The organism is Vagococcus allomyrinae (genome assembly GCF_017829975.1).
Taxonomy (GTDB): domain Bacteria; phylum Bacillota; class Bacilli; order Lactobacillales; family Vagococcaceae; genus Vagococcus_D; species Vagococcus_D allomyrinae.
Genome location: NZ_JAEEGA010000011.1, coordinates 116,879 through 141,590 on the forward strand (window position 1 = coordinate 116,879; position 24,712 = coordinate 141,590).

At 40.1% G+C, this 24,712-nt stretch carries 23 protein-coding genes; 5 read left to right on the forward strand and 18 right to left on the reverse strand.

What is annotated here, in order from left to right:
* Positions 1–92: 92 nt before the first annotated feature.
* Positions 93–890, reverse strand: a complete 798-nt coding sequence (locus I6N95_RS16605) for a hypothetical protein (RefSeq protein ID WP_209530001.1) — start codon at positions 888–890, stop codon at positions 93–95.
* A gap of 110 nt (positions 891–1,000) precedes the next feature.
* A complete protein-coding gene (locus I6N95_RS16610; protein WP_209530003.1) occupies positions 1,001–1,858 on the reverse strand; it encodes a helix-turn-helix domain-containing protein in 858 nt (285 codons plus the stop codon).
* Positions 1,859–2,120: 262 nt separating this feature from the next.
* Here I6N95_RS16610 and I6N95_RS16615 point away from each other — a divergent pair, with 262 nt between their 5' ends.
* Together I6N95_RS16615 and I6N95_RS16620 are read left to right on the forward strand one after the other, a co-directional pair.
* Positions 2,121–3,311 (forward strand): MFS transporter, encoded by a 1,191-nt coding sequence (locus I6N95_RS16615; RefSeq protein WP_209530005.1) that lies wholly within the window; start codon positions 2,121–2,123, stop codon positions 3,309–3,311.
* A 152-nt stretch (positions 3,312–3,463) separates the two neighbouring features.
* Positions 3,464–4,351 (forward strand): AraC family transcriptional regulator, encoded by an 888-nt coding sequence (locus I6N95_RS16620; RefSeq protein WP_209530007.1) that lies wholly within the window; start codon positions 3,464–3,466, stop codon positions 4,349–4,351.
* 52 nt (positions 4,352–4,403) lie between these two features.
* Here I6N95_RS16620 and I6N95_RS16625 read toward each other — a convergent pair whose 3' ends face one another.
* The 16 genes from I6N95_RS16625 to truA form a co-directional block, all read right to left on the reverse strand.
* The gene (locus I6N95_RS16625; protein ID WP_209530009.1) at positions 4,404–5,036 is read right to left on the reverse strand and encodes a YfbR-like 5'-deoxynucleotidase; all 633 of its coding nucleotides are present in this window, start codon (positions 5,034–5,036) and stop codon (positions 4,404–4,406) included.
* A 100-nt stretch (positions 5,037–5,136) separates the two neighbouring features.
* Complete coding sequence (locus I6N95_RS16630) at positions 5,137–6,054, reverse strand: anti sigma factor C-terminal domain-containing protein (RefSeq protein ID WP_209530011.1); 918 nt, start codon at positions 6,052–6,054, stop codon at positions 5,137–5,139.
* Positions 6,039–6,530 (reverse strand): RNA polymerase sigma factor, encoded by a 492-nt coding sequence (locus tag I6N95_RS16635; RefSeq protein WP_209530013.1) that lies wholly within the window; start codon positions 6,528–6,530, stop codon positions 6,039–6,041. The genes I6N95_RS16630 and I6N95_RS16635 overlap by 16 nt, the downstream gene beginning before the upstream one ends.
* A gap of 121 nt (positions 6,531–6,651) precedes the next feature.
* Entirely contained in the window at positions 6,652–7,032 is a 381-nt protein-coding gene (locus tag I6N95_RS16640; protein ID WP_209530014.1) for a DUF956 family protein, read from the reverse strand.
* Positions 7,033–7,256: 224 nt separating this feature from the next.
* The gene (locus I6N95_RS16645; RefSeq protein WP_209530016.1) at positions 7,257–8,168 is read right to left on the reverse strand and encodes a PTS system mannose/fructose/sorbose family transporter subunit IID; all 912 of its coding nucleotides are present in this window, start codon (positions 8,166–8,168) and stop codon (positions 7,257–7,259) included.
* Between the two features lie 19 nt (positions 8,169–8,187).
* Entirely contained in the window at positions 8,188–8,991 is an 804-nt protein-coding gene (locus I6N95_RS16650) for a PTS mannose/fructose/sorbose transporter subunit IIC (protein ID WP_209530018.1), read from the reverse strand.
* A gap of 31 nt (positions 8,992–9,022) precedes the next feature.
* Positions 9,023–10,009, reverse strand: a complete 987-nt coding sequence (locus I6N95_RS16655; RefSeq protein WP_209530020.1) for a mannose/fructose/sorbose PTS transporter subunit IIA — start codon at positions 10,007–10,009, stop codon at positions 9,023–9,025.
* A gap of 139 nt (positions 10,010–10,148) precedes the next feature.
* Complete coding sequence (locus I6N95_RS16660) at positions 10,149–10,643, reverse strand: PTS sugar transporter subunit IIB (RefSeq protein WP_209530022.1); 495 nt, start codon at positions 10,641–10,643, stop codon at positions 10,149–10,151.
* Positions 10,644–10,800: 157 nt separating this feature from the next.
* Positions 10,801–13,614, reverse strand: coding sequence for a sigma-54-dependent transcriptional regulator (locus I6N95_RS16665; RefSeq protein WP_209530024.1), 2,814 nt, complete (start codon positions 13,612–13,614; stop codon positions 10,801–10,803).
* A 621-nt stretch (positions 13,615–14,235) separates the two neighbouring features.
* The gene (locus tag I6N95_RS16670) at positions 14,236–14,997 is read right to left on the reverse strand and encodes a hydroxypyruvate isomerase family protein (protein ID WP_209530026.1); all 762 of its coding nucleotides are present in this window, start codon (positions 14,995–14,997) and stop codon (positions 14,236–14,238) included.
* Positions 14,998–15,139: 142 nt separating this feature from the next.
* A complete protein-coding gene (locus tag I6N95_RS16675) occupies positions 15,140–15,541 on the reverse strand; it encodes a VOC family protein (protein WP_209530028.1) in 402 nt (133 codons plus the stop codon).
* Between the two features lie 105 nt (positions 15,542–15,646).
* The gene (locus I6N95_RS16680) at positions 15,647–18,271 is read right to left on the reverse strand and encodes an HAD-IC family P-type ATPase (protein WP_209530030.1); all 2,625 of its coding nucleotides are present in this window, start codon (positions 18,269–18,271) and stop codon (positions 15,647–15,649) included.
* Between the two features lie 83 nt (positions 18,272–18,354).
* Positions 18,355–18,816, reverse strand: a complete 462-nt coding sequence (locus tag I6N95_RS16685) for a hypothetical protein (protein WP_209530032.1) — start codon at positions 18,814–18,816, stop codon at positions 18,355–18,357.
* 23 nt (positions 18,817–18,839) lie between these two features.
* Complete coding sequence (locus I6N95_RS27500) at positions 18,840–19,877, reverse strand: SepM family pheromone-processing serine protease (protein WP_209530034.1); 1,038 nt, start codon at positions 19,875–19,877, stop codon at positions 18,840–18,842.
* Positions 19,878–20,226: 349 nt separating this feature from the next.
* Positions 20,227–21,339, reverse strand: a complete 1,113-nt coding sequence (locus I6N95_RS16695; RefSeq protein ID WP_209530036.1) for a YcjF family protein — start codon at positions 21,337–21,339, stop codon at positions 20,227–20,229.
* Between the two features lie 156 nt (positions 21,340–21,495).
* Positions 21,496–22,239, reverse strand: a complete 744-nt coding sequence (truA, locus tag I6N95_RS16700; RefSeq protein WP_209530038.1) for a tRNA pseudouridine(38-40) synthase TruA — start codon at positions 22,237–22,239, stop codon at positions 21,496–21,498.
* 320 nt (positions 22,240–22,559) lie between these two features.
* Between truA and I6N95_RS16705 the strand changes: the two genes are divergently transcribed.
* From I6N95_RS16705 to I6N95_RS16715, 3 genes are read left to right on the forward strand one after another with little or no spacing between them, the layout of a single operon-like run.
* Complete coding sequence (locus tag I6N95_RS16705; protein ID WP_209530040.1) at positions 22,560–22,928, forward strand: ArsR/SmtB family transcription factor; 369 nt, start codon at positions 22,560–22,562, stop codon at positions 22,926–22,928.
* Positions 22,925–23,860: an ABC transporter ATP-binding protein gene (locus I6N95_RS16710; protein ID WP_209530042.1), complete on the forward strand. Its 936-nt coding sequence runs from the start codon at positions 22,925–22,927 to the stop codon at positions 23,858–23,860. The genes I6N95_RS16705 and I6N95_RS16710 overlap by 4 nt, the downstream gene beginning before the upstream one ends.
* Positions 23,853–24,623: an ABC transporter permease gene (locus I6N95_RS16715; RefSeq protein ID WP_209530044.1), complete on the forward strand. Its 771-nt coding sequence runs from the start codon at positions 23,853–23,855 to the stop codon at positions 24,621–24,623. The genes I6N95_RS16710 and I6N95_RS16715 overlap by 8 nt, the downstream gene beginning before the upstream one ends.
* Positions 24,624–24,712: the final 89 nt, after the last annotated feature.

Genomic DNA, 24,712 nt, shown 5'->3' on the forward strand with positions numbered 1-24,712 from the left:
TTTCTTCCTCCTCTTTTTTTTATTATATCAACTCATTACTTTTATAACAAAAAAACACCTGCCACTAAAATTATGACAGATGTCTCATTTGCCTATTTAACGACGGTATACTCGTCAATACTTTTACCGGCAGCATCCAGTAGCTCCAACCAGCTGTTGGTACCACCAAAATACAAGAACAAACCAACTTCATTTACACTTTTTAGAATGATGTCTTCAGTTGTTGTAAAATTCTTGATTTTATCCTGATGATCAAAGCGAATCTTTTCGCCCATCTTGGCAGAAAAACCAACAGAACCATCTTTATTGAGCTCCGCTTGTGGTTTCATTTTAGCCCCTGCTTTGAGTAACATCTCATTGCGTTTTTGCCACATAACCGTCGCTTTGCTTTCACGAGAATCAATGTAAAACTCAACTTGACTGACTTCTTTGTTCCAACGATGTTGAGCTTTAGCTGGTTTCTTTTTGACTGGTTTCGTTTCTATAGGCGCTAATGGATAACCAAAGGTGGCCAATATCCTCCCAATCAGAGTCACGTAATCATTAACCGTTTTAAAGGCACTTGCCGGTACTTTAGTAACCTGTCGAGTGTTAGTAAAAACAATCCCATTGGCCTCTATCTGCTCAGCAAGTAATTGCTCAACGTAGTCAATTTCGACATCCCAAGTCGGCATGATCGTGATTATTTGATCGAAATCGACGGTCGATTCAAACTTATCTTTAGCAGTATGCCCGATATCGACAAGCGCTTTGGCCTTCAATAAGACATAAATCAGAGGCTTGTCTGAACTGATCGTTTTTTCATTTGATAGTTCGATAATGCCTTGATTGTCCTTTAATTGAATAACAGTTTTACTTTCATTAATAGTCACATCTAATTCAATCGCCATAATGATCTCCTTTTACTTAAACACAAACTACTGTGTTGTTAATTAGCATCCGCTATTTTCATGATAATAATAACATAGTTAGGGGCAACAATAGGAGCAAAACGCCTGATTTATTCTTTTTGATGTTGGTCTCTAGCACCAGAATTGCATAAGTTTAAATGATTAGCAGTTTCTTGATAACCTAAGAGTTCTAAAACTGATAGATAGCTTTCCAACTGTTCTGCTTTGTCCCCGGCTATGATGGCTAAATAACTAGCGCAGATAAGTTGGTTATAAACATGATTAAAAGAGTTAGCATACTCTTTTCCTCGTTGAAAGTATTGCCGACTCTCATCAAGCATCCCTGCTTCAAAGCAACGACTACCAAGATTTATTAAGAGGTTAGTTTGAAGATTGGTTTGAACCTGAAAGTTTTGATATTTTTCAAAACTTTTTAGCGCCCGGTTAGCTAAAAAACGCGCATCTGCCAAATCAAAAATTGCCAGAGCATTATTCAAAAAACGTAAATCTTTGATATACCACTCCTCTTTACTTTCAAAATAAGGTAAAATTGCCCCTTTAATTACCCCTTTATCCAGACATTCATCAGGTTCTCCCAAATTAAGACAGGATAGTTGAGTGAATAAATATAAAATCTGATAATCCCAATTACCTGTGTTCTGGTAGCCTTCTTTAGACAGTCGACTGACTTCTTTTAATCCTTTGAGATTGAATTGATTTTCATATTCGACTAAACGGCGTTCCAGTTGCTGGAGAGGATTGGCTTGATAATCATTGGCTATGTATAAGATTTCCTCCAAGCTCAGTCCCAACTTGGCAATGATGCTGATGATTTTATCGTAACTAGGATAGTAATCCCCTTGCTCAAATCGTGATAAATTGGAGCGACTCATAATCCCCTTGGCTAGGACTGTTTGCGAAAGCCCTTGGGATTTTCTAATCTGTTTGATTGTTTCTCCGAATTCCATACGACCTCCTTAATGTGAGTATACGGCACAGTTTTTCTTCTTTAAGAGTAAGCCATGTTACATTTTATAGCAAGTCCCGATCATTTAGATGTCGACTAAAATTGCATAATATATACATCATGTTAAATAATCAAACATATAGTTCCATTGGATAATTCACATAATCATCCGCCAAGAGTGGTACTTTCTGCTTTTTTCTGGCTGAAAGTTTAACGGGAAAGGCTGATTATTTAATGGGAAGTATATAGAAGGAGAATGTTCCATGCGTCAATTACTAAAAAAACTAACCCCACCCACAACTACTATTTTATTTGGCACTTTTTTTACTCGAACTGCTTTTTTTATGAGCACTCCTTTTTTAAGTATTTATTTAACCTCAGTTCTCCATATCCCCCTTCCGCAAACAGGGATGGTCCTCAGTGCCTTTCCACTTATCATTGTGTTGTTAAGCGGATTTATTGGGAATTTTACAGATAAACTTGCTTTACGATCTGCGCTAGTCTTTGTTGCTTTTTTTTGGGGAATCGTCTTTGTCCTATTTTATTTTGCCACCACTTTTTGGCAATTTCTCTTGCTCAATAGTCTCAACGGTTGTTGTTACGCTTTTTTTGAACCAGCCGCAAAAAAAGTCCTCTCGCTAGAAACAGCTCCAGACCAACGGTTAATGGTCTACAATATTCGCTATATGGGAATTAACCTCGGTGGTTTTCTTGGTCCCTTGCTTAGTCAACTTTTCCACATCCAGCAGTCCTTATTCGCCTATCTCCCTTTAGGTATCTGTTACATCCTCTATTCCTTTGTGCTCTTAAGGACTTTAGCTAAACCTGCTCCTAAAATCGCCATAAAAAAGCTAACACAACCCAAAACAGTTCGCTGGCGTCTAGTCTTAGCTGATTTTCCTTTTATTTTCTTGTTAATCGGGGTAGCTTTTTCTTATTTTGGCTACTCACAGTTCAATTCAACATTAGCTCAATATCTGTCTCTGGCTCCTTTCTTGACTGACGGATCACAAACTTACGCTTACATCATTTCCTTTAATTCGGCCTGTATCCTGTTATTGCAGTTTATCATCTTACGTCTCACACAAACTTTGTCAGCCACTACCATCCTAATTGTCAGCAATCTTTTACTTGGTTTTAGTGTCCTACTTTGCGGGATCATGACGACAATCTGGGGATTTATTCTAATCGCTTTGGTCTACAGCTTAGGAGAACTATTGTTAGGCTCGCGCTTCGATACAGTTGTCGATTCGATGGCAGGAGAAGAGTTGAAAGGCATGTACTTTGGTTTTGCTGAATTAATAAAAACAGGGAGTGTATTTGGTCCCATCATCGGTGCCTATCTGCTGGACAGCCTTGGCATTGAAAAAGGGGGCATGATATTTTTCATTTTAGGCCTCATCACCTTATGGGGAAGTTTTTTTCTTTTTTTGACGAAAAAAAAGGCAGTATGACCCTATCAGCTTGAGATTTCTGTTCTAAGGATCGCTTTTTCACTTGGAATGATTGGGTGCATCAGCAATCACTCGCGGACAAAACTCGGCAAAGGAAGACAGGCTTATGCTACAATTATCCTATATACTTGACAGTGAAAGGAAGGGAAAAGATGAATTGGTTTGAATTACTACAACAAGCGATTGATTATATGGAAGATCATCTGTTAGACGACATCAATTATGAAGACGTGGCTAAAAGCGTCCAGATGTCCAGCTATAATTTTCATCGAACCTTTAGCTTAATGGCCGGCATGACAGCTAATGTGTACATTCGTAATAGAAGACTCTCATTAGCTGGACAAGAACTGCAAACCACCAATCATAAAATTATCGATCTGTGCTATAAATACGGATATGAAACACCTGAGAGCTTTGCAAAAGCCTTCACGCGCTTTCATGGTGTTTCTCCAAAATCTGCCAAGCTTAGTGGCACTCCACTCATTTTATTCAACCCCCTCCTTATCAAACTCTCACTGGAAGGTGGAAAAGCAATGGATTATCGAATCGAAACAACTGGAAAACAACGGTTTATGGCCTCTGTACGTCCCTTTAAAAATGACACTATTAATGATGAGAACAATCAGGAGATCGCTAATTTTTGGAGCGACCTTCAGGCTAACCAAGGTCTGGCTCCCTTAGAGAACTTGCGACCTCATGGAAAAAAGGATTTTTATGGTCTTTGTAGCCCAACTGTCGCAACAGAAACAACCTTTGATTACGGTATTGGAGTACTTCTGGATGATGAGACACTGCCCTTCAATGAGGCTCAATTATTAAAGGCTGGCTTTCAGCTTTGGGAAGTAGCACCTACCACCTACGTGGTCCTAAACTGTTACGGCGACAATGGCGATTGTATTGGCGAGATGTGGGAGAAGTTTTTAAAGGAATTTTCCCCGCAAACGGGCTACACCCAAACAGATGAAACGGACTACGAGCTCTATTTCGAAAAAAGTGAACCCGGTTTGTTTTGTGAGCTATGGATTCCTGTCACCAAATAATACGAAAAAACCACATAAAAAGAGAGTGACGGGTTTAATCGTCACCCTCTTTTTATTCAGCTAATACTTGGTCGATCACTTCAAGGAAATCCGCTTTCCCATAAAAGTCTACCTTTAATAACTCTGGGAAAATCTCTTTGAAAAAATAACTGACTGATGGTCTGTGAGAATAAGCTTTAATGGTTTGAACCGATTCAACAAACATTTCTTTGTAGACGGGTTCTGGATTATTTTTGACGATTTCTTCAAAGGATTCATACAATAAATCAACTTTATCGGCAACTGCTAAAATTTCTCCCTCGAGGCTATCGTCTTTGCCTTCGAATAATCGCCGACGATAGATCTCTTGAAATTCCCTTGGAATTTCTTGATTGATAAACTCATCCGTCATTTTTTCTTCCACGGTCTGCAACATTCCCCGCAATTCTCGACTGGCATACTTCACTGGCGTTTTGATATCGCCGATAAACCGTTCAGTGTAATCATGGTTTAACGCTTTTTCATACAGCATCTTCCAGTCGACGTCAATTCCATTAACCTCTTCAATATCACCTAATACTTGGGCAATCGAAGCTACCCGATAAGAATGAGCTGCAACTGTGTGTTCAGTAAATTTGAAAAACCCTGGCGCTCGGTTAATTTTTTCCAAATTGGTAAGCCCTAAAATAAATTCGTTTAAGCCCATGGACATCCCCCTCTGAATTTTTTACTATCATACCATTAATCAAGGGAGAGGCAAAGTATTAGCTCAGTATTATGAGAGCAATTTTACTTTTTTTTAACGATTATTCGTCGAAACTTTCGGGCGTAATATAAGGCACAATCTCGGCGGTTACCCCAATTGACGAGCCGCGAATAAAAGGGAGATCCTTGATCTTAGCTAATTCGCTAGTTTTACCTGTAACCATCACCCCTAAGATCTTAGCTTCATCCCCTTTTTTGCCTTTCTCTTTCGCTAAAAACTCCTTAAAGACGCTGTCATCATTTTGATCATAACTCTCAATATCTTCAATAAATTGCTGATAAGCTTCGTCCATATCTCCCTCATTGGCAAAGCCAAATTTCTCCATTCCACTCGGTCCCATGGATTCTTCCTTTATTTCAGAAAACAGATAAAACCACTTAACGCTGATCGTATCTGGTAATTGCTTCGACACCTCTTGCCACGTGTATGGTTGATCGAAGGAGAGAGCCACTTCTGCTACTTGATTGTCCAACTGTTCAATCATTGCTAACTCCTGCTTCACACCATCATAATACGTTTTTACCTCAGGGTGATAAAAACTAGCCACCTTTTGTTTGGTCTGTTTATCGTATTCATAACCATTTACTTTTGAATACTGCCAACCAGGAATCATTTCATTATAATCAACACTTCCCCCAATAACAGAATAGGTGCTAGTTAAGGTACTCCAAGGGATCAAATAACCGGCGACCTCTTTTGAGCGATTGGTAATAACTTCACCACCAATCACCGTACTATTTCGAAGAACTTGTGAATCAATTTGAACATTGGGTTCGGCAATTCGATTATGCAAAAATAGATGCTCATTCAAGCGATCAGAGTGAAAGGCCGCTAATCGATCGCTAGCTATGATCATCAATGGTATCATCACTAAAACTGTTAAGATACTAATGAACAAAATCTTGGCTACTTGTTTTCTTTTGGCTCTTTTGAATGAATGACTTAGTGATTCTTCCATGGCGTATTCCCACTTTCTTTTTTTATAGCGGCTCTAGCACGAGCTAGCTTTTGCTTCACACTGTTAGGCTTAATCAGCAGTAGTTTCGCAATCTCATCGTAAGAGAATTGATAATAGTATTTTAAAATCAGCAGTTCCCCGTACTCTTCTTTAACTCCTGCTAACACAGACAAAATTTCATCTTTTAATAAACTTGACTCAATCCCACCTGCTGTTAGAGGGCTGTCTTGCTTTTCCTCAAAGCTATAAGGCGTTATTTTCCGTTGCAGATCAATATAATCATTAAGGGTTACCCGATAAAACCAAGGGCGAATCCTCTCTGCAGATAAGGTCTCCATAGATATGAGCAGTTTATAAAACGTGTTTTGGACGCAGTCTTGAGCATCATGAAGACCGGCCCCTTTCGACATTAAAAAGTGACAAACCTCTTCTCCCAAGCTTACGATATATGACTCAAAGTCCTCTTCCCTAAGCATCCTCCACCTCCCTAACAACTAGACAACGTTTGACATTGCTCAAATGTATACACTTGACACAAATTATTCTTTATTAATAATAAAAAAACACCTAAAACATCTCGTCTCAGGTGTTGGCTTGCTATTTGGCTTTTTTCTTACCGATAGATTTAAACGCTCGCTTCATCACATCAAAGAATCCCAGTGATTGAACCATATGACTTGGATCAACATACTCTCTGACTGCACGCAAGACTTTTTTAGGTTCTTTTGAAGAGAACGTGTACGTGCCATTTTTTTTGGTTTCGATCGCATAACGAGGAATCCACTTTCCTTTAAATAGTACAGAAGCGATCACTAAATTAACTTCTTCCCAAGGAATTTGGATAAATTTACGTGTGTCTCGGCCATGGTAAAATTCAAATCCTTTATCGCCAATCATAATCTTGCCATAATCCGTTAGTCCAGTAAAAGCGGTCGCATCAATAACCAAATCTACCTTTGTATTAAGTGATTGAACCATTTCATCTGCTCCATTTCCGTTGTAGTCTTCACTTCATTATACTTATCTTTTAAACTTTATGCTAGAAAAATAAGCTAACATATCTGCCCTTAAAATTCCCCGTATCATCAGCAACTAAAAATGTTGCTTCAGCTTTTTCCAGCTGGCTGTTTAACAGTAAAACAATTCTGTCATAAGAAAAGAGACCGGAACCTAAGCTCACGATCTCTTGATACCGACTTGTTTTACAATAGACCGATAACGTGGCCACCTACACCAACTACGAATAGTCCTAGGATGATAACGATTGGGCTAACTTTTTTCTTAAGTAACCACATGCAAAGGAATGTTAAACACAGTGCTGCTAAACCAGGAATTAATTGATCCAAGTTATTTTGCAAAGTGGTCACCTTTGTAGGAGAAAGGGCTAAACCAGAATTAACTTGCTCAAACGCTTTTCGAATACCTTCGCCACCAGCAGGTAGTTTATCCCATTCGATGTAAGCTCCTTTGTCTAGTTGCACTTTGGAGACTGTCGGCAAGAAGCTAATGGATACCCACCGCTGGACGAGAGCTGCTAGGACAAACATTCCGAGAATTGACGCCCCTTTTGTGACATCTTGTAATAAACCGCCAGATAAATCTTCTGTGATTTTAGAACCCGCTTTATAGCCAAATTCTTGTGTGTACCACATGAAAGCCCAACGGATTAAGTTCCAAGCTACGAAGAAAATAATTGGACCTAAGATATTACCACCCATTGCAAGAGAGGCTCCAAGCGCTCCTAACATCGGACGAACAGTAAACCAGAATACTGGATCGCCGACACCGGCTAACGGACCCATCATCCCAACTTTTACCCCTTGAATTGCCACATCATCGATCGGTGCACCATTGGCACGTTCTTCTTCAAGGGCTAAGGTTACACCCAAGATTGGTGAGGCAATGTACGGGTGAGTATTAAAGAACTCCAAGTGACGTTTTAATGCTGCTGAACGATCTTCTTGAGTTGTGTATAATTTTTTAATTGCGGGAATCATTGAAAACGCCCAACCACCATTTTGCATACGTTCATAGTTCCAAGAGCCTTGGATAAAAGTAGAACGCCATGCAACGGCCAAACGATCTTTTTTACTTAATGTAATTTTTTCTGCCATTTTCTCTTCTCCTCCTAAATTAGTAATCGTTCAAGATGTCGCCTAGCGGATCACCGGAGTTTCCTCCACCGCCACCATTTGAAGAACCACCCATTTTAGATAGGTTCAAATAGATAAAGGCTAAAGCAACACCTAACACACCAAGAGCGATCAATGTTAATTGAGAAATCGCTGCAACAACAAACCCAATAGCAAAGAATGGCCATACTTCTTTTGTGGCCATCATGTTGATAACAAGAGCATAACCAACGGCTACGACCATGCCACCACCAATTGCCATCCCATCTGTTAACCAAGCTGGCATTGATTCTAAGACACCTTGTACAACATCTGCTGGGATGAATAATAAAGCACCTGCAGGGATAGCAATCCGAACCCCTTGCATACAAACTGCTGCAATGTGCAACATTTCAACTTTTCTAATATCGCCTTTTTCAGCTGCTGCATCCATCATGTGAACAATTGGTACAGCCAAGGTACGCACTACCATTGTTAAGGCAAGACCAGCTACTGCAAGCGGTACTGCGATCGCAATTGCCGCAGGTACACCTTTCACACCTTGGCCGCCTAAAACTAAAATAATTGCTGATGCAACGGATGCTAAAGCTGCATCTGGTGCCACGGCTGCCCCGATATTTGCCCAACCAAGAGCGATCATTTGCAGTGAACCACCAAGTACGATGCCCGCTGTCAAATTACCAGTTACTAACCCAATTAATGTACATGCCACTAGCGGTTGATGGAACTGGAATTCATCCAGGATTCCTTCCATACCTGCTAGAAAGGCCACGAATATTACTAAAACGATTGATATAATAGACATGATAAACCTCCAATTTATTTATTATTTTTCTCTACCCATTTGCCAATTCTGATTTTGCTTTTTTAAGAATGTCATCCATGTTTGCAGCAGAATCATTTGGTACTTTACGGACATCAAACTTAATCCCTTTAGCTTTCATTGTTTCGAAAGCAGCCACATCGTCTTGTCCCATTGACAACACTTTACTAACAACCACTTTACCAATTGAATGAGCCATTGAGCCAACGTTGACTTCTTTAATATCAACGCCACCTTCTACAACTCGCAATACATCTTGTGGGTTTTCAAATAGTAGCAACGCCTTTGTTCCGCCAAAACGAGGGTCTTTGGCGATTTCAATCATTTTACTGATCGGAATAACGTTCGCCTTCACACCTGGTGGCGTGGCTTGTTCAATTAATTTTTTACGTAAATCATCTTTAGATACTGCGTCTGAGACAACGATAATTCGATTTGGTAACACTGATTTCGTCCAAGCTGTTGCCACTTGACCATGTAACAAACGAGAGTCCACCCGCGCTAAAACAATTTTTAATTTACCATCTCCGACAACGGTTCCGGGAGCTAAGGCCCCTGTTGGCTGTCCTTCTTGAACGGGTGCTGCTTGTTCTGCCGGCTCCAATTCTTCGGGTTTGATTTTAACCCCTTCTTTAGCCGTGCTTGAAATATGTGTGGCAATTTCATGTGCTGACGTCATTGACAAGCGTGACGCGTACGCTTCGATTACCATTGGCAAGTTCATGCCAGCCACGATCGCCCAACTGTCTTTGTGTTCTTCAAATAAACTACTTGCCTGATTGAATGGTGTGCCGCCCCATAGATCGACTAAGAATAATACTTCATCTTGATTGTCAAAAGACGCAATTGCTTCTTTCATTTTAGCTTTAACATCGTCTGGGCCTTCGCTAGGCATTAATGTAATAGCTTTAACATTTTCCTGTTCGCCAAAGATCATTGCACCAGATTGCAAGATGCCTTCAGCAAATTCGCCGTGACTTGCTAGGATAATTCCTACCATCTCTCTACCTCCTAAAATAATTTATACTCATTGTTGTCAAATAGAAGCTGCTAACTGACTAGCCTGTTCCTACTTTAAAAACCCTCTCCATCCCTAACAACACCACATCCCTTCAAGTTTGCCTCTATATTTAAAAGCCTCAAAGCTTGGCTTTTTTTACCATATCCATTAAACTTTGTTTGCTGTCACTGATTACTTTGCGAATTTCCAGTTCGATTCCCAAGCCATCTAAATAACGAAATGCCTGAATATCAGCCTCATCAACAGCTATCGTATTTGAAATCATCTTTTTACCCACCGTATATCCCATAGCACCGATATTAACAGAAGGAATGGGAATGCCAGCCTTGACAATCTTAGCAACTTCAACAGGATTAGTAAAAAGCAAAATCACTCTCACATCATTAAACAATCGATTGGAATAAATCTCAATCATCTTAAACACAGGTATGACATTCACCTTAATACCTGGGGGAGCTGCTTGTTGAAGCAAGGTTTTTCGCAGATTATCCTTCGTCACAGCATCGCTGACAACGATAATTCGCTGAATATCCAGTCGCTTTGCCCAAACAGTGGCAACTTGACCATGAATTAATCGATCATCAATTCTCACCAGACGGATATCAATCCCCACCGAAACCCCTACTCTCTTTTTAGTTTTACTCTATTATATAAGCAAGTTTCGTGCCAACTTTAGTGTATCCTTGATAAAGACGGTTAAATCAATCTTTACCGCAAACAAAACACAAAAAAACAATACACTAATTAGTGTATTGCCTCCGAATAATACACTATTCGAACTGTTCTTCTAGTGTATTATTGATAATTTGTAACAGGTAGTACAACTCCTCATCTGGAATTTTAATAAATAAATCGGCCTCCAGTTCTTCACTACACGTTTTCAACTGCGTGAAATGCGCCAATTGATACACCGCTTGTTCGTCATCAGGCAAGGATAAGCAGTCTCCTGTCAGAATCCGCTCAACCATCCCTCCTAAATGCATGATTAAGTTAATCGTAAAGGCCTGGTTTGTTGCACCTAAAAAGCGCTCCTTAAGCGTTTCTGCAAAAGTCCAAAAAGGTGTCATGACTTTTTCCGGGTTAACAAACATAAAGGTGCTACTTAAATACTCGTAACAAATTTTCCATGTCTGATCGTCATCTAAGGCAACCGGTTCAAATGAAGCCATTTCAGCGTCCATCAGCAATTCTTGCAAAATCGCTTTTGCTTCTCCTGAAAACAGCAACTCCATCGGAATATAGCGAACACCGATCTTCGGATCTACAATCCCTGTAACAGCAATCAGTTGATAGGTCTTTTGGATTTGAGCCAACACCGTCGTCATGTCTATAATTGAAATCGGTAAAACTTCTAATGCCTCTTCTCCAACTTCAGCGAGATAGGTTTCAATTATTTCCTTCATTCGTTTGGCCGTCCCTTGACCAGACGCACAAATTGCCACAATCGCTTGTTTTACCCCTGATTGCGAGACAGGTTCCGGCGTTTCCATCTCCTCTACTAAGCCATTGCCGTAGCCACGAAAGTTTTTTAATGAATGAAACAGTTGATCTAAATCTGTATCCAGTAACTCCGTTTTTCGAGCTACTTCCAGAACTAACGCCGTTGTAACCATATCAATCGTTCGCACGTGAACGCCGGTTCGCCGGTGTATTTCTTCACCAAAGGTCCCTAACGATCCCATATCAACTAATAAAATAACACCACTACCGTTATCAACTTGTTCGACCGCATTGATAATACTTTCTAAAGCGACTCTTGGTTTCATTTCAACAGGCATATCTACGGCCATTAAATTATTACTGCCAAACAATTGCTTAACGACTTGAACCATACTCGTAGCTGTGCTGTTTCCATGTGCTGCTACCACGATGCCAATCCTTCCAGCATCCTTTTCTTTCTTGAGAGATACGAGCAAAACGGTCAAGTATTCCACTTCCTCAAGGGGAATCTCAATTCGGTAGTCAGTTAAAATTAAGTCCTTTATGTCTAAAGCAACCTCATATTCTGCTGGGTATTCTTTGACCATTTTGCGAATGCTGTCATTGCTGCTAATTTCAACCTGTTGATTAAGTTGGTGTCGCTTCAAAAAAGAACTGATATGCAGACTCATGGCATAAATGAAGTTGACTTGAAAGCTGTCGTTAAGTTTTAACTTAGCGACCTCATAAATTTTCTTAGTTAAATCAATCACCTTTTGATCGACAATTTCGGCTAATTTATTCTCGATGTCAAAGGTTAAACCATGATTTTTATAAAAGGATTTTAGATGGACATTAATATCGGCCATAATAAACTGATTAATCGATTCTTGATCGATCCCATCATCTTTTAACAATGCTGCTTTTTCATCAATAATTTCGTACAAATTAAAGGGTAGCTCATATGAATCCACTAAATGCGGCAGTAATTTCTGATCAGGGTAAACCTCCATAATAGGTTCTAGTCCTTGAGCCAGCTCACCCAATATTTGACGATCATTTGCTAGTTGACTAAGCCCCATCTTAACTTCTTCTGTCAGATCATCCAAGGTAATTAAGATGTCATCTTGATCCATATGACTCAAGAAACTGCGCGCACAAATCAACTGAATATTAGACTTTAACTGACCCACGTTACCATAGGTGACACTGCCAATCAGTGCTTTGACCACATCTTCAGTCAATGAAATTTTTCGTTGAATCCGCTCGGCCTCAATTCCCACCATTAATTTAACCAAATCAATTTTTTCTTTTGTTTGACGTTGATTAAAACTCGGTAAATGAATACTAATGGGAATTCGACGAACAAAGGTGCTCAACAAATAAGAAGAGGCATCTTCCGAAGTGGCACATATAATGCGCACATCCGCTTGAGCTTCTTTGGCCGTTTCACCTAAGCGATTATACTTGCCGTGATCCATAAAATAAAAAATCATCTCTTGTCCTTCTGGAGGGAGGCGATGAATCTCATCCAAAAAGAGCATGCCCCCATCTGCTTTGGCAATTAACCCTTCTTTCTCCTTCGTCGCGCCGGTAAATGCCCCCATAGCATATCCAAAAAGATGACTCATTAACAATTCCGAATTATGAGCATAATCCGCACAATTAAAAACCACCAATTCCTGAGCCCCTTTAATCAGGCCTTTACTTTTAGCAAATTCAAACATCAAATGAGCAAAATGGGTCTTCCCCGAACCTGTAGCACCGGTAATTAAGCAATTTAACCCTTTAGGCGGATAAAGAATTGCTGCTTTCGCTTGCTCAATAGGCACCTTCATACTGCCTTTACCACCAATTACCTTTTGGAAAATATCTGTGTGTTCATTTAAAGGCGTAACAGGTACGGCCGCTGTCTTTCTTTTTAACTGCCCACCACTACTTGAAGCCAGACCACTTTCAATATAACGAACAGGCCTTCCATCCAACTTAGCCAGTAAGCCATCTTTGACCAGTTCATTCAAATCTTTACTTGCATTAGTTCGTTGAATCCCAAAGGTTTCAGCTACCTCTTGTGTTGTTACCCCGGCCCCAGAATTAATCGCCTCGGAACTTAGTTTCTTCGATTCTTTACTAACAAATAAATAGATTTTTTCTATCCGTTTCATCCCTACCCCACCTTCATCGGTGTGTTCATCTTGTCAATAAACACGACTAATAATCTCCTTAACCATCAAAAGTATCCCTTATGCTCTCTAGACCTTTTAGGCAGATTTGCCCGCATCATCCCTGTATTGCTCTTTCTATACAGACTTTATATTATCTTTATCCTACCATACCTTTAATTTTTTTTGAAACATTTCGCTAAGTTCTTTGCCATACGTAACGATCTTACACCTAAAGTTTGGCAAAACTTTCACAAAAAAGACGTCTAGGTAACTATTAAGTAATTCCGATCAAACCTTAAACTTCCAGCCGAAAGTCCACTCTTTGCTCGTCATTATGGTGATAATCCAGTAGAGCTATCTGATCAAATTATTTTTACTTTAACAGATCAGATTAGAGTACTTGGTATATCTTTTAGGCAACAACACAATACTTTCACTGATCCCTCAAGTTATAGGGGGTTGATCATGATTAGCGTACAGGTTTCACGTTATTACTGTTGTAAAGTCCAATTATGTCACAAAAAAATCGCTATTCTCATCAGCCCTAAGTCATTCTAAACTTTTTCTTCACGCCTAAAACCCCTAAGAAGTTCTCCTTCTTAGGGGTTGCCTATTGTGAGTTTATTTCAGAGTTGCAAAAAAAGCTTGCCATCTTTTTAACGTCTCAGAGACATCCTTCTGGGGGAAATATTCAAATCCAATATATCCCTGATAATTTAATTTGGCCAACTGGTAAATGACTGCCTGATAATCAATTTCACCAGATTCCGGTTCGTTTCTGCCAGGATTACCGGCCAGGTGAAAGTGACCAATCTCATCAATTAACAGACTAGATTGTCTGATTAAATCACCCTCCATGATTTGTTGATGATAAAAGTCAAATAATAGCTTCACATTAGGACTTGCCACTTCAAAGATAATGTCCCGCGCGACATCAGAAGACCAAAGAAAGTAGTCGGGATGATCGATCTTCGTGTTTAGCGGCTCTATCACTAATGTGATATCTGCCTCTTCCAACAGTTCTTTGGCCAGCCTCAGCCCTTTAACGATACTCCTTTTTTGCAAATCTGTGCTTATATCAAGATGATTTCCTACTTGACTGATGATGAGTGAACAGCCTAACCGCTTGGCCACTTCAATGGTCTCTACCAGTCCTGTCAAATAGCGTTCTCTCTCAGATGAGTCGGTTAAGCTAATAAATTTAGTACATATTCCGACGATCTTCATGTTTAACTCTTGCCGAGCTTGATTAATCGCCTCAATATCTTTATCCCACCAAGACCAAAACTCAATTGCATTGATCCCAAGGGCTTTAACTTGCCTCATAGCCGCTACTGTTTCGCTATTACCAAAAACACTATCCGTGCAAATAGAAAGCTCCATTCCAACACCTACTTCCCCAATTATTGTAAGCCTAGATTAACACAAATGAAGGCGTTTTAACAACAATAAAAATTTAACAGAGACCTCGATAATGCAGGAAAATACTGCGATACGTCAGTCTCTGTTAGCCCTATAAAATTATTTAATTTACTGACATCCATGAAGGTTCCAAGGTGTTGCCATCTAAATCCTGAACTTCCAAACCATACATCACACTTTCAGGGATTCCCATTTCGACATGATGCACAGTTCCCCCATGTTTCTCAGCAATCGCACCAAAGTCTTTAACAGCTTCTGCACTTTCTAAGCTAAAAGCAATTAAGGCGCTACTAACTTTTTGAGTGTCGGCAATCTCTTTGTTTTTCAAAAATTGACGATAAAAATCATGAGTTAATAACATTACCCAAAAAGTCTCATCCCAGACCATTGCTGCCGCATTTTCATTGGAGAACTCTTTATTTTGCTGAAAACCTAATGCTTCATAAAAGGCGGTTGAACGTGATAGATCCTTTACTGGAAAATTAACAAATACAATTCCTGCCATGGTACTTCCTCTTTTCTAAGCTTATTTTTGACTAAATTATGCCACTCTGATCTTACTAGTGTCAATTAACTCGCCTTGTGCATGAGCCTGCTAACTTTTCACTTTTTAGATTTTTTTCCAAATGCGATAAATTAATTTCTCTCCTTCTACAATAAGGAAAACCAACACTCCTGCTAACAAAGCTAAGCTCGTATGATGCCAGCCGATGGACGTCGTTGCTAAGATGCTGTTCATGAAAGGCACATACATAACGGCTAATTGTAAAATGACCAAAATACCTGTTGCTAGCCACAATATTTTATTGGCCAAAATACTTTTGGTAATCGCAAACTGATGGATTTCCCGACAATTAATCATGTAGAAGACTTGCCCACACACAATCGTCAATAACAATGTGGTTTGCATAACAGTCTCACTGGCTCCCTGATTTCCTAAATAAGTATTGATCATAAAGCCTAATGCAGCTAACAATAGCGAGACATACGTTGTTCTGAAGACTGCATAGCCGTTTAAGATGTTTTCTTTAGGATCTCGTGGTTTTCTCGTCATGGCATCTTTAGCAATCGGTTCAAAGCCAAGAGCAAAAGATAAGGTAATCGTCGTGACCATGTTCAACCATAAAATTTGAATCGAAGTCAAAGGTAAAGGTTTATCCAATAAAATTGAAACAACTACTAACAGCCCTTGAGCAAATGCTGTCGGTAAGGAGAAGTAAATCGTCTTCTTTAGATTGTCATAAACACGCCGGCCTTCTCTGACGGCAGCCGCAATTGTGGCAAAATTGTCATCTGCTAACACCATATCAGCCGCATCTTTAGTTACTTCTGTTCCTTTGATGCCCATGGCGATGCCGATGTCAGCTTTTTTCAAAGCAGGTGCATCATTAACGCCATCACCTGTCATGCCAACAATTTCACCATTTTCCTGAATCGCTCGAACTAAGCGCAATTTATGCTCGGGAGTGGTTCTAGCAAATACGTCGTGTGTCGCCACCACGCCCTGAAGCTCCAGATCGCTTAAGTTTTCAATGTCACTGCCGATTAGCGCTTGGTTGTAATTCGTTAAACCAATCTGCTCTGCAATCGCGACGGCCGTATCTTTGTGATCTCCTGTGATCATTTTGACACTAATTCCAGCATCGTGACAAATCCGAATGGCCTCCATGGCTTCTTTTTTAGGCGGGTCAATAATTCCGTATAAACCTAGCATCACCATCTCTTGTTGTAAATCCTCATGGCTGATGGTGGCCATTTCAAAAGGAACTTCCTTGTAGGCGGCGGCTAACATTCGCTGACCTTTACGTGCTTGAATAGAGATTTCCTCTTCCCAGTAAGCCAAGTCAATCGTCTTGTAAGCCTCTTGCTCTAATTGCAAAGAAACCATGTCTAAAACAATATCTGGCGCCCCTTTTAAATAAATAAACTTCTTCTTGCCTATCACCACTAAAGTGGCCATGTATTTGTAGGCCGAATCAAAGGGAATTTTATAAAGAATGTGCTCTTCCTGATCCAATGGATGTTGATTAGCAAATTCCAACAACGCCCCTTCTGTTGGGTTACCGATAATCTCCCGTTTGCCACCTCGATAATTAATTTTCGTGTCGTTACAATACAACGCGGTTTCAATCAAACGATGCCACGCCAAACGGTCTTCTTGAGCAGAATGCTCAAAGCCTTCATCTGCGATTTCAACCACTTGATCTTTTGTCACAATTGACACAACTGTCATTTCATTTTTAGTTAAAGTACCTGTTTTATCTGAACAAATCACGCTCATGCTGCCCAGAGTTTCCACCGCAGGCATCTTTTTGATAATCGCTTTTTTTACCGCCATTCGCGTTACTCCAACCGATAAAATAATCGATAACACTGCCGGCAATCCTTCTGGGACCGCCGAAACCGCTAAAGCAATCATAGCTGATACCAGTTCTCCGCCAGTAAATTCTCTAAACATTAAACTAAATACCACTAAAAATAAAATCAACGCTGCTAAAATATAGAATATCTGTTTATTTAACTGCTTCATCTTTTTGATTAAAGGCGTTTCCCCACTGCCGACCTCTTTCAGATGTTGACTGATTTTACCAAGTTCCGTACCATCACCTGTTTCGACCACAATCCCCTTGCCGCTACCACTATTGACCAGCGTTCCGGAATAGACCATGTTTAAGCGATCTCCTAAATCTGCCGAGCTAGTAATATCGGCCGTATTCTTGTTAACCGGTGTGGATTCCCCTGTTAATATCGCTTCTTCCACCACTAAATTATAGGCCTCTACTAAGCGCAAATCGGCTGGAATAATGGTGCCTGGGTTAAGCAACACCACATCGCCTGCGACTAAGCTCGTGGCTTCAACGATTCCCTTTTCACCATCCGCCAGAATCGTTGCTTGAGAGCCCATCATGGCACTTAAACTGCTCAAGGAGTTGGTTGCCTTACGCTCCTGAACATAGCCGATCAATGAATTTATCAACACCACTGCAAAAATAATGGTCATGTCAATAAAATCACCTGTTACCCCTTTTAAGATTCCTGCTCCAATTAAAACGTAAATCAACAAATCATTAAAGTGATGTAAAAATTTCTTTAATTCGCTATCTTCCTGACCCTTGCTCAAGCTGTTTTCCCCTTGGCTTACGATCCGCTTTTGCCGTTCTTCTGATGAGAGCCCTAACTCACTTGTTTTTGTCACTGATTGAGTTTCCTCAATTGTTCGTTGATACCATTCCATAATCGACCTCCTGTGACCTTTTAATCAGTGAACACCTTTGACTTAAGTGTTCGTCGATACCTTTACTTCTGCTGTCTTTTTATCTAAGGGACAACGATTTTTATCATGCTCATTCCTGGTATTTGAGGAGGTAACGAGCTGGCCACAGGGCTATCTTTAATTAATGTGACTTCTATCGTGGCACCAACCTCGATTTGCTCAACAGAAAGTGCTTTGCCCGCACCATCTACTATTGTTACTCCTTCTGTCAATAAAACGACTTCTTCGAAGGGGGTCGTTTCAGACTCTGTATCTGCTGGTACCAAACTTTCTAAAACTAGGCGCTGATACTCCCCATCTGGTGCCTCTTTAACTTTACCAATCATCACTTCCGATGGTTCTTGACTTCGATCCACTGAACTCTCCTCACTCTTTTCACTAACGCTACTCTCCGCAGTCTTAGTACTCTCAAGGGTGCCTGAGCTCCCCTCTTTTTGGCCACAGGCTGCTAAAAGGCCTATTAAGCTTAATAGTAGTATAGCTGATAATAAATACTTCCTTTTCATTGTCCTCATCCTCTCTTATCTTTTTAAGAACCTGTTTCCACTAACCAATCGATTGCCTCTTGAACCGTTTTGACTGGCACAATCACCATTTCAGTATCCAATTTTTTGACAGCTACTAAAGCTTCTTGATAATTACTTTGAACATCAGGAAAGTAATGACGAAACTCTTCAGAAATCTCATCATCTGGTACTAAAAATGCTTTGGCCTTACCATTTGCTGCCGAATAAACTTTTTCTGCAATCCCACCTACTCGTGTTACTTGACCATCCAAATTAATTGCTCCAGTCCCAGCAATGTCACGACCATTTCTCAAATCATGATTGGAGGCCATGGCATACATCTGCAAAGTGAACATCAGTCCCGCTGAAGGCCCCCCAACTGCTCCCAGTTCAATTTCCACCGGAATATCGCTAGTCAACGTGGTCCGATCAAGCAATTGAATGCCTAATGAATGTCGGCCTGTTACTTCATTAAGATCAACTTTACCCGTTACCATTTTTTTAGTACCCTCACGTTCTATTTCAAGAATCACCTCAGCGCCAACTTCCCGCTCTTGAAGATAATTAATCAAATCAGACGAATGAGTAAAAAAATAATCATCAACTGTTACAATCTGATCCCCTGTTGCTACTTTTCCCTGTAAGCCAGACTCTTTGGCCGCTGTTAAAACAAAAATTCCTTGATAGCTCAATTCAGCTTTTTTTCCTGCCAGATCAAGCGCCAATTTCTTGGCGGCATTTTGAGAGTTATTCATAGCCGTTTGCTGCTGCAAACGTGAAGCTTCTGTTGGCAACCCATTATTGGCTGTTTCCTGGTTCACCACTTCACGAAAAGGATCGTTAACAGTCGTTAAGATCTCCCACAAAGTGGCTGATCTTGTTTGAACCACGGTGACATAAAACTTACCTCCCTGTTCGTCTCTTTGTTGATTAACCTGAACAGTGTTTTCCAAACTAATTAAATTACCTGGTCCGCGAATCAGCAGCGGTGTCTTCCAAAAAATAACAATTAATACCAATAATACAACAACCAGTCCCGATACAACCTTTAACTTTTTCACTTCACATCACTCCCATTTACGCCTTTTCACCTCGAGTCACAGTGCTTATTCTTTCAGCAATATCAGCAAGCCTTTGGAAAACAGATCGCCCTATTCACCAGAACGATCTAAGCACGCTGATCTCTCATTCCACCGTCCCTTAACCCGTAAAAGTTATATGTAACAAAAACATATAATAACGATACCTTTTTTGATGAAATAACACATATAACTTACTTTTATTGTAATTCTTCACTGGAAATATAGCAATTTTAAGCACCTAAACCCAAAGAAAAAAACTCGATCTGGTGAATTTCTACAGATCGAGTCTCCCCTACGTTTAATAACAGTCGTTCAAATAAAAAAAAGATTATTTTTTCAAGACAGATGATGACGCACCTTTGAGTAACCCTAGCAAAAGTTCTTTCATTTCCGATTCATTTAACTCGCTTAACTTAATTTTTTCATCAATTATCAAGTTGATTAATTGAATATAGGCTTCGCCCAAAAGTTTTGTCAGTATCGCTGCCGTACTGCCTGATACCATCCCGCCAGCAATGGTGCCTAACCCTGGAAACAGTTTGAAGATCGAACTGACAATACTCTTGCCCCCAACAGTCGTTCCCGTAATGCCGATGATTCCCCCGGCGATGGTTTCAATTCCCTTTTTCTCAATTTTTATGCCATAAACAGACGTAATTTTCGCCAACATCCCTGTTTGAGAGGCAATCAAGATCGGCGCATCAGAAAAGGGGATCGGAATAAACCCTTGACCAAAAGTGGTTAACACAACCCCATCAATCACCCTTCTGGCTTGTTTATCTTTTAAATCTCTTGAAACCTTTTGGGCGTTCATAAAAGATGTTTGAATCGAATCTGGCAACACGTTACTAGTGGCTACTATTAGGTCATCCAAACCATAAGCCTCCTGCTCAGCTGTCCCTTCAGCACACAGAATGACAATATCTTTAACAGTTAGAGTCATCTCTTGAATGACTTGCTTAAATTTAAGGGCAGAAGACTTGCTGTAAGATTTGGTTAGCACTAAAATCACTGGAATCCCTAATTTAGCCACATCTTCAATAAAGTCTCTCTCCGTATCTTCAAAACGATCACCGTTGCCGGCCACACAATACCACATGCAATGAATAGCCTCATTGCCATCTTCTTTTTTGCGGGAAGCTTTAACTAGCTCTTTAATATCTTTCAGCGATTTTTTTTGCATCTTTTTGTCAAGTTCCAAGCCAACGGTGTCATACAATCTAACTGGTACACCGATTTTTTCAATTAATTCAATTTGCTTCGTCACTGGCTTCCCAATTCCGGTTTCTGCCAGCTCTTCTCTGAAGGTTTGATTAATCAACGTAGATTTACCAACGCCACTTTTACCAGCAATGATAAAATTGACGCTTTTTAACTTTGACTCCTCCATGTTGATTTTTTGAAGTAAATCATCATAAAACGTGTCATTATTCTTACTCATATCTGGCCTCCTAGTTAGTATGTCTCATCGTCAGTTCAATTAAATTATACCATTAGCCGTAACTAAGCTTCTCACTAAGTGCTTACGAAGAAGCTTTCTCACCAAATTAGGCTCCGAAAAAAGGCCTAACTGAATGTTCAATCAATACCAACAACGTTACTCTCGGTAATAAACCTCATCAAGAAATAGCCCGTGTGAAGGGACGGTTTCTCCTGCTTGTTGCCTAATCTTCGTTTCTAAGACTTGATCAATCACTTCCAGTGGCAATTTTCCTGCGCCAATCTCTATAATTGTCCCTGTTATGATTCTGACCATATTGTATAAAAAGCCATTGCCAACAAACCTAAAATGCAGCAAACTACCTGTTTGTTCAATTGACAACTCTTTAATGATTCTGACTGTCGATTTTTTGGTTTTCTTAAGAGACGAGAACCCAAGAAAATCATGCGTCCCGATTAACTTGCGACAAGCCTCGTCCATTTTTTCCTTGTCGAGCTTTTGAGGATAGTGAAAACTATAGTTTCGTTCAAAAGCTGACGGTACAGCATGATTCCAGACATAGTAACTATACTGTTTGCCAGTCCCATTGTAGCGAGCATGAAATCTCTCAGAAGCTTCTTCTACCTCTTTAATGACAATATCTTTTGGTAAATACCGATTGAGAAATTCACGCATTTTAGCTAAGTCCAACGGGCTCATCGTTTTAAAATTGGCGACTTGCCCTTTGGCATGAGCACCTGCATCCGTTCGTCCTGAGCCAATAATCTCGATTGTTTCTCCTGTCATCTGACTCAAAACCCCTTCAATCTTACCTTGAATCGTATTGTCAGAATCTCCTAATCGCTGCCAACCAAGGTAACGCTTGCCATCATATTCGATGGTTAATTTTATGTTTCTCATTATCTTTTCTCCTCTAATGCCGATAGTTTCTGAATTTTCTCAAGACTAAAGAGTCAATAACAACTTTTAGGACTCTCATCACGGCTCTCTGAACTCAGTTTATCACATTGTCGCGATTCAATACTAGAAAAGCTTATCAGAGCTGCCTTAAAAAAGCAGCGTCTAACTACTCCATTTTCTGCTTGACATTACATCGATGTTCATCTATATTAAACATAGTCAACCATCTATATAAAGAGGCGCTTTTAGTTCAGGGTTTGAGTTGTTCCCTGCTTCTTAATACGGAGAACAGACGGACAAAAAGTAGCGGAGGAAAAGACATGGACTACGAAAAAACGTCATTGATACTTAAAGCTATGGCTGACCCCAAACGAATGAAAATTATCGACCTGCTGTCATCTGGTAGTCTTTGCGCCTGTGATGTTTTAGCTCATTTTGACTTTACTCAACCAACTCTCTCTCACCATATGAAAGTACTGGAAAATGCCGGCATCGTGTCCGTCAGCAAAAAAAGTCAATGGCATCACTATACGTTGAAAGAAAACTTTGTCACAGAATTGATGAACGACATGACCCAGCTCCTTGCCTCTAATGGTGAAACTTGCCTCTGCCATCATCAAACTTGCAACTGCAACCAGCAAACAAACAACTCAAGTAACGATACCACTAAGGAGATCACTAAAACATGACCTATGCACTTGAACTAACCAATTTAAAAAAAGTCTATGGAACTGGCGTTAAAGCCTTACGAGGAATTGATTTAACTGTGGAAGAAGGCGATTTTTACGCTTTATTAGGTCCTAATGGGGCTGGCAAATCCACAACCATTGGGATTATCACCTCACTCGTCAACAAAACTTCAGGAAAAGTAAAAGTCTTTGACTATGATCTTGATACTGATTTAGTTCGAGCCAAACAACAGATTGGCTTGGTTCCTCAAGAATTTAACTTTAATCCCTTTGAAACTGTTCAACAAATCGTTGTCAATCAAGCTGGCTATTACGGTGTCCCCCGTAAAGAAGCCCTTAAGCGAAGCGAAACCTACCTTAAACAATCTGGTTTATGGGAAAAACGCCACGAGCGAGCTCGGATGCTGTCTGGTGGAATGAAGCGACGCTTGATGATTGCCCGTGCGCTAATGCATGAGCCTCGCTTGCTTATTTTAGACGAACCAACTGCTGGAGTCGACATCGAATTAAGGCGGGAAATGTGGGTCTACTTAAGAGAATTAAATGAACAGGGGACAACGATTATTCTCACCACTCATTATTTGGAAGAAGCCGAAATGCTTTGTCGCAATATCGGAATTATTCAGTCTGGCGAATTGATTGAAAATACGAGTATGAAAGCTCTTTTAGCTAAATTACAATTTGAAACCTTTATTTTTGATTTGGCCCCCTACGATCGTCAACCAGAAATAGCCGGCTACGAAAGCTTGTTTGAAGATGAGTTAACATTAGCCGTTGAAGTCGAACGCAATCAAGGTATCAACGATATCTTTGAACAACTTAGCCAGCAAGGCATCAAGGTATTGTCCATGCGCAATAAATCCAATCGGTTAGAAGAACTTTTTCTAAAAATCACCGAAGAAAAACATCAAGTGGAGGACGATCATGTTTAATCTTTATTATACGGCACTAAAAAGTCTAGCAGTTAAAGAAACCAACCGCTACCTACGTATTTGGGTGCAAACACTAGTACCACCGGTGATTACCACCTCCCTATATTTTGTTATCTTTGGTAATTTAATCGGGGGACGCATCGGGGAAATGGCCGGATTTACTTATATGGAATTTATCGTGCCTGGTCTGATTATGATGTCTGTTATCACCAGTTCTTATTCCAATGTAGCCTCTTCTTTTTTCTCTCAAAAATTTCAAAAAAATATTGAGGAATTATTGATCGCTCCTGTTCCCACTCATGTGATTATTTGGGGATTTGTGATCGGCGGACTTGGTAGAAGTATTTTAGTGGGGGCTCTTGTTACCATTATTTCCTTGTTCTTTGTGCCACTTTACGTTCATTCTTGGCTCTTTGTCATTGTCACCCTTCTTATGACAGCTGTTTTATTTTCATTAGCTGGGTTATTAAATGGGATTTTCGCCCAGTCTTTTGATGACGTGTCGATCGTACCAACCTTTGTTTTACAACCGTTAACCTATCTTGGTGGGGTCTTTTACTCGATCTCCATGTTGCCACCGATTTGGCAAACAATTTCAAAAGTTAACCCGATCGTTTACATGATCTCAGGATTCCGCTACGGTTTTCTTGGAGTTATCGATGTGCCAATTGTCCTATCTGTCTCGATTTTAATCCTTTTTATCATCGTTCTTTATGGGGTTTGCTGGTACTTAATCGAAAAAGGTCGAGGATTAAGAAGTTAATCAACTAAAAAGGTAAAACCACTTGCCACGACCTAATTTAGCGATTCATTTTGAACACTATTACACTTAAAAGGCCTTGTACCGTTAAT

What these genes read in the sequence shown, in the direction of transcription:
- I6N95_RS16620 (WP_209530007.1), top strand. Translation starts at nt 3,464, where the DNA reads ATGAATTGGTTTGAATTACTACAACAAGCGATTGATTATATGGAAGAT.
- I6N95_RS16675 (WP_209530028.1), bottom strand. Translation starts at nt 15,541, where the DNA reads ATGGCAGGAATTGTATTTGTTAATTTTCCAGTAAAGGATCTATCACGT.
- I6N95_RS16625 (WP_209530009.1), bottom strand. Translation starts at nt 5,036, where the DNA reads ATGGGCTTAAACGAATTTATTTTAGGGCTTACCAATTTGGAAAAAATT.
- I6N95_RS16695 (WP_209530036.1), bottom strand. Translation starts at nt 21,339, where the DNA reads ATGAGTAAGAATAATGACACGTTTTATGATGATTTACTTCAAAAAATC.
- I6N95_RS16635 (WP_209530013.1), bottom strand. Translation starts at nt 6,530, where the DNA reads ATGCTTAGGGAAGAGGACTTTGAGTCATATATCGTAAGCTTGGGAGAA.
- I6N95_RS16630 (WP_209530011.1), bottom strand. Translation starts at nt 6,054, where the DNA reads ATGGAAGAATCACTAAGTCATTCATTCAAAAGAGCCAAAAGAAAACAA.
- I6N95_RS16645 (WP_209530016.1), bottom strand. Translation starts at nt 8,168, where the DNA reads ATGGCAGAAAAAATTACATTAAGTAAAAAAGATCGTTTGGCCGTTGCA.
- I6N95_RS16685 (WP_209530032.1), bottom strand. Translation starts at nt 18,816, where the DNA reads ATGAAAAGGAAGTATTTATTATCAGCTATACTACTATTAAGCTTAATA.
- truA (WP_209530038.1), bottom strand. Translation starts at nt 22,239, where the DNA reads ATGAGAAACATAAAATTAACCATCGAATATGATGGCAAGCGTTACCTT.
- I6N95_RS16605 (WP_209530001.1), bottom strand. Translation starts at nt 890, where the DNA reads ATGGCGATTGAATTAGATGTGACTATTAATGAAAGTAAAACTGTTATT.
- I6N95_RS16665 (WP_209530024.1), bottom strand. Translation starts at nt 13,614, where the DNA reads ATGAAACGGATAGAAAAAATCTATTTATTTGTTAGTAAAGAATCGAAG.
- I6N95_RS16650 (WP_209530018.1), bottom strand. Translation starts at nt 8,991, where the DNA reads ATGTCTATTATATCAATCGTTTTAGTAATATTCGTGGCCTTTCTAGCA.
- I6N95_RS16715 (WP_209530044.1), top strand. Translation starts at nt 23,853, where the DNA reads ATGTTTAATCTTTATTATACGGCACTAAAAAGTCTAGCAGTTAAAGAA.
- I6N95_RS16680 (WP_209530030.1), bottom strand. Translation starts at nt 18,271, where the DNA reads ATGGAATGGTATCAACGAACAATTGAGGAAACTCAATCAGTGACAAAA.
- I6N95_RS16710 (WP_209530042.1), top strand. Translation starts at nt 22,925, where the DNA reads ATGACCTATGCACTTGAACTAACCAATTTAAAAAAAGTCTATGGAACT.
- I6N95_RS16615 (WP_209530005.1), top strand. Translation starts at nt 2,121, where the DNA reads ATGCGTCAATTACTAAAAAAACTAACCCCACCCACAACTACTATTTTA.
- I6N95_RS16655 (WP_209530020.1), bottom strand. Translation starts at nt 10,009, where the DNA reads ATGGTAGGAATTATCCTAGCAAGTCACGGCGAATTTGCTGAAGGCATC.
- I6N95_RS16705 (WP_209530040.1), top strand. Translation starts at nt 22,560, where the DNA reads ATGGACTACGAAAAAACGTCATTGATACTTAAAGCTATGGCTGACCCC.
- I6N95_RS16670 (WP_209530026.1), bottom strand. Translation starts at nt 14,997, where the DNA reads ATGGAGCTTTCTATTTGCACGGATAGTGTTTTTGGTAATAGCGAAACA.
- I6N95_RS16640 (WP_209530014.1), bottom strand. Translation starts at nt 7,032, where the DNA reads ATGGTTCAATCACTTAATACAAAGGTAGATTTGGTTATTGATGCGACC.
- I6N95_RS16610 (WP_209530003.1), bottom strand. Translation starts at nt 1,858, where the DNA reads ATGGAATTCGGAGAAACAATCAAACAGATTAGAAAATCCCAAGGGCTT.